The following is a 6,837-nucleotide window of genomic DNA, read 5'->3' as shown; positions in this document are numbered from 1 at the left end:
AGGCCATCCTGCGAGCCGGCCAGCGGCCGGCACTACCGAACGGCTTGGAGCCGGCCAGCGGCCGGCACTACCGAAAGCTCTGGAGCCGGCCAGCGGCCGGCACTACCGCCTTGGAACCGGCCGTTGGCCGACTCCATCCCGCGGCGGTCCTGACCGGCCGGTGAAGTCGACCGGCCGCCGGGGTGGCAGCAGCCACCGGAAACCCGGATAATGCACAAAAGCCGGACGGGCACTCTGTTTCAGAGTCACTCGTCCGGCTTTTTCCGTGTCTGGGTACCCCAGCGTCGGCGCGCTCCCCGCTGGAGCCCGCCACCCCGCGCTGATCGGCCACCCCGGCATGGTCCCAAACCCGCGGCCCCGATGGCCGCACAAAAACCAGGAGTTACCCGTCATGGGTCAGTCAGTTGTCGTGTTGGGTGCCCAGTGGGGCGATGAAGGCAAGGGCAAGATCGTCGATCTGCTCACCGAGGAAATCGGTGCCGTAGTACGTTTCCAGGGCGGCCACAATGCCGGCCACACGCTGGTCATCAATGGCAAGAAGACCGTGCTGCACCTGATCCCGTCGGGCATCCTGCGTGCCGACGCGCTGTGCCTGATCGGTAACGGCGTGGTGATCTCCCCGGCTGCGCTGCAGAAGGAAATCGCCGAGCTGGAAACCTCCGGCGTGGAAGTGCGTTCGCGCCTGAAGATCTCTCCGGCCGCGCCGCTGATCATGCCGTACCACATCGCCCTAGACCAGGCGCGCGAACGCGCTGCCGGCGGCAAGGCGATCGGCACCACCGGCCGTGGCATCGGCCCGGCGTATGAAGACAAGGTGGCGCGTCGCGGCATCCGCATCGCCGACCTGCATTACCCGGCCCAGCTGGAAGAACTCCTGCGTACCGCGCTGGATTACCACAACTTCGTGCTGACCAATTACCTCAAGACCGACGCGGTCGACTTCCAGAAGACCTACGACGAAGCGCTGGCCTTCGGCGAATACGTCGAGCCGATGAAGTCCGACGTTGCCGGCATCCTGCACGACCTGCGCAAGCAGGGTAAGCGCGTGCTGTTCGAAGGCGCCCAGGGCGCCCTGCTGGACATCGACCACGGCACCTACCCGTACGTCACCAGCTCCAACACCACCGTTGGCGGCGCGCTGGCCGGTGCCGGCGTCGGCGCGGACGCGATCGATTACGTGCTGGGTATCGCCAAGGCCTACGCGACCCGCGTCGGCGGTGGTCCGTTCCCGACCGAGCTGGACGATGAAGTCGGCCAGGGCATCCGCGACCGCGGTGCCGAGTACGGCGCCTCGACCGGCCGCCCGCGTCGTTGCGGCTGGATGGACATCGTCGCGCTCAAGCGCGCCGTCGCCATCAACGGCATCAGCGGCCTGTGCATCACCAAGCTGGACGTGCTCGACGGCATGGAAAAGCTGAAGGTCTGCATCGCCTACGAATACCGCGGCAAGCGTACCGAATACGCCCCGCTGGACGCGCAGGGCTGGGAAGAATGCACGCCGGTGTACCTGGAGTTCCCGGGCTGGACCGAGAACACCCACGGCATCACCAACTGGGACGACCTGCCGCCGGCCGCCCGCGCTTACCTGCGCGCGCTGGAAGAGCTGGCCGGTTGCCCGGTCAGCATCGTCTCCACCGGCCCGGACCGCGACCACACCATGGTCCTGCAGGATCCGTTCGCCTGATCAGGCGCGTAGTGCCGGGCCATGCCCGGTATGGCGTAACGGTGTAAGGCGTAAAGAAAAGCCCCGCGCAAGCGGGGCTTTTTCGTTGCCAAGCCCGGGTCAGCGCCGGCCGATGCCCATCTGCAGTTCCGACAGTTCCAGATTCTCATCGTGGTTGGCATCCAGGGTCTGGAAACGCATCTGCGATGAGCGACGCATCTCCTCGGCACTCAATTCGCCGTCGCCGTTGAGGTCGGCGATGCGGACCCATTCGGCGGCCGAGAACTCGCCATCACGTTGCGGGCCGAGCACCGCCTGCACTTCCTCCACGCTCACCCGGTAATTGTGATCCGCATCGACCAGGCGGAAGAAGGCATCTCCGTCGTACTCATCGCGACTGACCTTGCCGTCGCCATTGCGGTCCAGCATCGCGAAACGATCCGGCGCGGTGGCGGGCAGATCCTGCGCCGCGGCAACACTTGCGGCGACAGCGCCGCATAGAAGGAGCAGGGCAACGCGGTGCGCGAGCATCATCACAGGTGTCTCCAGACCGCAGGGGAGGGGGGCATGTCTTCAGCACGCAGTGTCCGCCGCGTCGATGCGCGGGGCAACGGCAATTTCCCGCATTCGCGCCAGTAGTTTTACTGGTTGCCCGCAGCCATCGGACCGCAGTGACCACGCCCGCCAGCGCGGGGCCATGGCATGCTGTGCACCTCACCAATCAGCAGGGCAGACCGGGTGTCTGAAGATCACGTGGCCACCGGCATGAGCAGCGCGGACCGCGCGTTGCATGCGGTGGTGTCCGAGCTTGAAGCGCTGTTGCGCGGCGACGGGGAAACCCACTGGGCCGACTGGATGCAGCGGGTCATCACCCAGCTTGAGCAGGGCGATCCAGGCGCGCCGGAGAGCGTGCTGCGCGCCTATGGCGGCATGGGGTCGTTCAATGATGTTGCGTTGGGCATGGATTACAGCAACGGCCACTTCCAGTGGCGCGCAGACGCGGGGGAACTCAATGAGCGCCTGGATGCACTGCGCGGGCGCGCCTGGCAACTGGCGCGGGCGATCCGGGACGCTCCCCCCGGTGCGCGTTGATCAAAGGGCCTGCTGCCCCTTCAACACGGGATACGGATTGATTGATTCACCTTTCCACCACTGCTTTTCCGGACCCAGTACATGGATTTCGAAATGGAGGTGGGGCGCCTCGGGACTCGCATTGCCGGTGCTGCCGACATAGCCGATCACCTCACCGCGCTTGATCGTCTTCTTCTCGGCCAGCCCATCGGCATAGCGGTCCAGATGCGCGTAGTAGTAACAGTAACGGCCGCTTGGTTCGAACTGGTACACCGTCAGTCCGCCCCGCACGCTGTCGAACAGTTTCTCCACCGTCCCGTCTGCGACGGCCAGCACCGGCGTCCCGTTTGGCGCCAGGATGTCGATCGCATCATGCACGCGGCCTTCGCTGCGCGCATCGGTGAAGGTGTCCTGCAGCTGATCCGCACCGATGCCCTGCACGGGCAGCAGCAGCGCTCCGGCCGCGCTCGCCGGTGCGGGTGCGGCACTGCCCGCGTCCGGCGCGGGCGGTGTGGCTGAGGTGCCGGTGGGCACCGGCGTCGTGGCCGGCGTAGGCGGCGGGGCATCAAGCGCAGCACGGGCCGAACTCGTGGCCGAGCCCACCTTGGCCGGTTCGGCGGCGCCGAGCCGGGATGAGGGGCCCGGCCCCAGCAGCCAGTAACCGACCACGCCGATCACCAGTCCCACGGCCAGCAGTCGAAAGGTCTTCATGGCTTACTCCTGCATCACGACCGGTACCGAGGCATCGACCGCGGCGGCGACCTGCAGCGCATCCCAGTTGGTCATGCGCACACAGCCGTGCGATTCGGTCTTGCCGACATGGCCGGGTTCGGGCGTGCCGTGCAGGCCGTAGTGGGGCTTGGAGATGTCGATCCACACCACGCCGACCGGATTGTTCGGGCCCGGCGGCAGGACCGCCTTGCTGTCGCCCGCCTTGGCATCCCAGAACAGTTTGGGGTTGTAGTGGAAGGTGGGATCGCGGGAGATGCCGAGGATCTTCCATTTCCCGATCGGCAGCGGGTCATGCTTGCTGCCCGAGGACACCGGGAACTGCGCGTAGACCTTGCCGTCCGTATCGAACAGCCGCAGCGTGGAGTCGGATTTGTCGATCACCAGCTTGCTGGCCTTCGGCAGCGGGGCGGCCGCGATGTTGGGCACCTGGATCACGCTGCCGGCCTTGCCCAGGTCGACGCCGGGATTGAGCGTCTTCAACAGCTCGGGAGAGGCGTGGAAGCGTTCGCCCAGCGCTTCTTCGATCGAACCGAAGCCCAGGGTTTTCAGCTTGGCCTGCGCGGCCGGACCCTTGGGCACCGGCTGGAACGGACCGGCCACGTCTTCCGCGGTGAGCGTGTAGCGCACCAGCGGCGGGGCGGCATCGGGCTGCAGCGCCTGCCAGGTGGCATCGTCCAGGTCCCCACTGACCTTCAGCCCGCGGGCAGCCTGGAAGCCGGACACGGCGCGCTTCTGGTTGGAGCCGCGCTCCCCATCGATCTGGCCGGGGGAGAAGTGCGCGCGGTCCAGCAGCACCTGCGCATGCAGATCCGAGCGTGGCCCGGTCGCCAGCGGCGTCGCGTCGGCGTCCGGGATCGCGGCGGGCGCGGGTGCCGTCTGTGCGACCGCCCAACCGGAGCAGACCCCCAGGGCGAGGGCGAGCGCGGTGAGGCGGGCGATACGGTGCAGGCGAAGGGACATCGGCAACTCCAGCGGGAACGTGTTTCCACCATGCCTGCCGGGCGTGCGCACTTGCCGTGAAAACCCTGACGGGGGGCTGAGCGGCGACGCGGGAGCAACGCCGAGGTTATGTGAATCCATTCACAGCGGGCTCACGGCCGTCGGTCAAGGCGCTGGGTCTGACGCCGATACCAGCCCACCCCCCCCACGTTTTTCGGATGTCTCATGGAATTTTTGCGGAAGGTCAGCGTTGTCTGGCGTCTAGGTATGGGCTTTGGCCTGTTGTTGCTGCTGGTCGCGGCCGTCGTCGCCACCGGCGCCACCGGTAGCGCGGTACAGAAGCGCGCGATGCAGCAGGTGGTCGAAGTCAACGTGGCCAAGGTGCGGCTGCTCTCGGACATGCTCGATGCCAACAACCAGATGATGGTCGTGCGCCGGGAGATGCTGCTCCGCCAGGGCGACGGTCTGGCCGAGGATGAGGCGCGCATCGCCGCGCTGGTCGCGCGCTATGAAGCCAGCTGGGCCGCCTACCAGGCCTTGCCCGCGCAGCCGGAAGACAAGGCCGTCGGTGACGCCATCGCGGCCGCCCGCGCGGTGGCGCGTCCGCTCAACAAGCAGATGAGCGAACAGCTGCAGCAGGGCGATGTTGCCGCTGCCACGGCCCTCACCCTGGGCGCCGTGCAGGCCGCTGCCAATGGCTGGAACCAGTCGCTCAGCGATGGCGTGGTCTATGAGGAAAAGGAAAGCCGCCAGGCCGCTGCCGAAGCGATCCGGTTGGGCGAGCGGACCCTGCTGCAGCTGCTGGTGCTGGGCGCGATCGCGCTGGTGGTCGGCATCGCCGCCTCCGTGCTGATCGGGCGCAGCCTGACCGGTCCGCTGGCGCGCGCCGTCGGCCTGGCCACCCGGATGGCCAAGGGTGATCTGGCCCATGACGTCCATCTGGGCGGCCGCGATGAGCTCACCCAGCTTGGCAACGCAATGGCCACCGTTCGCCAGAGCGTCCAGGGCGCGATCACCGCGCAGCTGGACATGGCCCGCCAGCATGAGGCCGGTGCCATCAGCCATCGCATGGACGAAACGGCCTTCCCGGGCGACTTCGGTCGGATGATCCGCGCCACCAACGAGCTGGTCGGTTCGCACGTGGCCGTCGAGTTCCACATGGTCGAGGTGATGCAGCGCTACGCCATCGGCGACCTGAGCCGTGATCTGGACAGCTACCCGGGCGAGAAGGCCGTGCTGACCACCACCATGGCCACCGTCAAGGCCAGCCTGATGGCGATCAACCAGCAGATCGAGACACTGGCCTCGGCTGCCCGTGCCGGCGACTTCTCCGTGCGCGGCGATGCGCCGGCGTTCCAGTTCCAGTTCCGCGCGATGGTCGCCCAGCTCAACGGCATGATGGCCAGCTCGCAGGCCAGCATCGCCGACCTGTCGCAGGTGCTGCGCGCGATCTCCACCGGCGATCTGACCTCGCGGATGGATGGCCAGTACGAAGGTGTGTTCGCGCAGATGCGCGACGATGCCAATGTCACCGCGGTGCAGCTGACCGGTATCGTGCAGCAGATCCAGGGCGCGGCCGGCAGCATCAACGATGCCGCGCAGGAACTGGCGGCCGGCCACCATGACCTGTCGCGCCGGACCGAGCAGCAGGCAGCCAACCTGGAGGAAGCGGCGGCCTCGATGGAGGAGCTGACCTCCACGGTCCGGCAGAACGCCGAGCTGGCCAACCAGGCTGACCATGAAGCCCATGCGGCGGGTGCGGCGGTCAAGGCGACCGAGCAGGCGATCGCGCAGATGGCCGCGGTGATGAGCGAGATCGACCAGTCCTCGGCGCGTATCGCCGAGATTTCCTCGGTGATCGACGGCATCGCCTTCCAGACCAACATCCTTGCCCTGAACGCGGCCGTTGAAGCGGCCCGTGCCGGTGAGAACGGACGCGGCTTCGCGGTCGTGGCGACCGAGGTACGCACGCTGGCGCAGCGCGCCGGCACGGCGGCCAAGGAGATCAAAGACCTGATCGATGAGTCCAGCAGCAAGGTCAAGACCGGGCTGAGCGTCACCGTGCAGTCCGAAGCGGCGATCGCCCGCCTGACCCAGGCCAGCTCGCGCACCAATCAGCTGATGAGCGACATTGCCGCCGCGACCAAGGAACAGGCCGCCGGCATCGAGCAGGTCAACCAGGTGGTCGTGCAGATGGACCAGGTGACCCAGCAGAACGCGGCGCTGGTGGAAGAAGCCACCGCCGCCAGCCGCGCGCTGGAAGAACAGGCGTATGCACTGACCGAATCGGTGGCGGTGTTCAAGCTGGACAACAGCGCGGCAAGCCTGCGTCGCCCGGCGACACTGCAGGCAGCATGACGACACCTGTACGCTGAGGAATACAGAAAAGCCCCGCATCGGCGGGGCTTTTCTCATGCCGATCCGGCCGCCCG

At 67.3% G+C, this 6,837-nt stretch carries 6 protein-coding genes; 3 read left to right on the top strand and 3 right to left on the bottom strand.

Annotated features, from left to right (window positions below; all coding sequences use genetic code 11):
• The first annotated feature begins 391 nt into the window (after positions 1-391).
• The gene (locus ABE571_RS06450; protein WP_038686937.1) at positions 392-1,684 is read left to right on the top strand and encodes an adenylosuccinate synthase; all 1,293 of its coding nucleotides are present in this window, start codon (positions 392-394) and stop codon (positions 1,682-1,684) included.
• A gap of 99 nt (positions 1,685-1,783) precedes the next feature.
• Here the strand turns inward: ABE571_RS06450 and ABE571_RS06445 are convergent, their stop codons facing one another.
• On the bottom strand, positions 1,784-2,197 hold the full coding sequence (locus ABE571_RS06445; RefSeq protein WP_346463058.1) for a hypothetical protein: 414 nt from the start codon (positions 2,195-2,197) through the stop codon (positions 1,784-1,786).
• A gap of 204 nt (positions 2,198-2,401) precedes the next feature.
• Here ABE571_RS06445 and ABE571_RS06440 point away from each other — a divergent pair, with 204 nt between their 5' ends.
• Positions 2,402-2,755, top strand: coding sequence for a hypothetical protein (locus ABE571_RS06440; RefSeq protein WP_346465999.1), 354 nt, complete (start codon positions 2,402-2,404; stop codon positions 2,753-2,755).
• Here the strand turns inward: ABE571_RS06440 and ABE571_RS06435 are convergent, their stop codons facing one another.
• Together ABE571_RS06435 and ABE571_RS06430 are read right to left on the bottom strand one after the other, a co-directional pair.
• On the bottom strand, positions 2,756-3,445 hold the full coding sequence (locus ABE571_RS06435; RefSeq protein WP_346463056.1) for a M23 family metallopeptidase: 690 nt from the start codon (positions 3,443-3,445) through the stop codon (positions 2,756-2,758).
• A 3-nt stretch (positions 3,446-3,448) separates the two neighbouring features.
• Positions 3,449-4,426 (bottom strand): L,D-transpeptidase, encoded by a 978-nt coding sequence (locus ABE571_RS06430; protein WP_313210905.1) that lies wholly within the window; start codon positions 4,424-4,426, stop codon positions 3,449-3,451.
• 204 nt (positions 4,427-4,630) lie between these two features.
• Here ABE571_RS06430 and ABE571_RS06425 point away from each other — a divergent pair, with 204 nt between their 5' ends.
• The gene (locus tag ABE571_RS06425) at positions 4,631-6,763 is read left to right on the top strand and encodes a methyl-accepting chemotaxis protein (protein ID WP_346493389.1); all 2,133 of its coding nucleotides are present in this window, start codon (positions 4,631-4,633) and stop codon (positions 6,761-6,763) included.
• Positions 6,764-6,837: the final 74 nt, after the last annotated feature.

It is taken from the genome of Stenotrophomonas sp. TWI273 (assembly GCF_039674765.1).
In the GTDB taxonomy this organism is placed as follows: domain Bacteria; phylum Pseudomonadota; class Gammaproteobacteria; order Xanthomonadales; family Xanthomonadaceae; genus Stenotrophomonas.
Note: the sequence above shows the minus strand (reverse complement) of the source record. Positions and strands in the feature narration are given on the sequence as shown.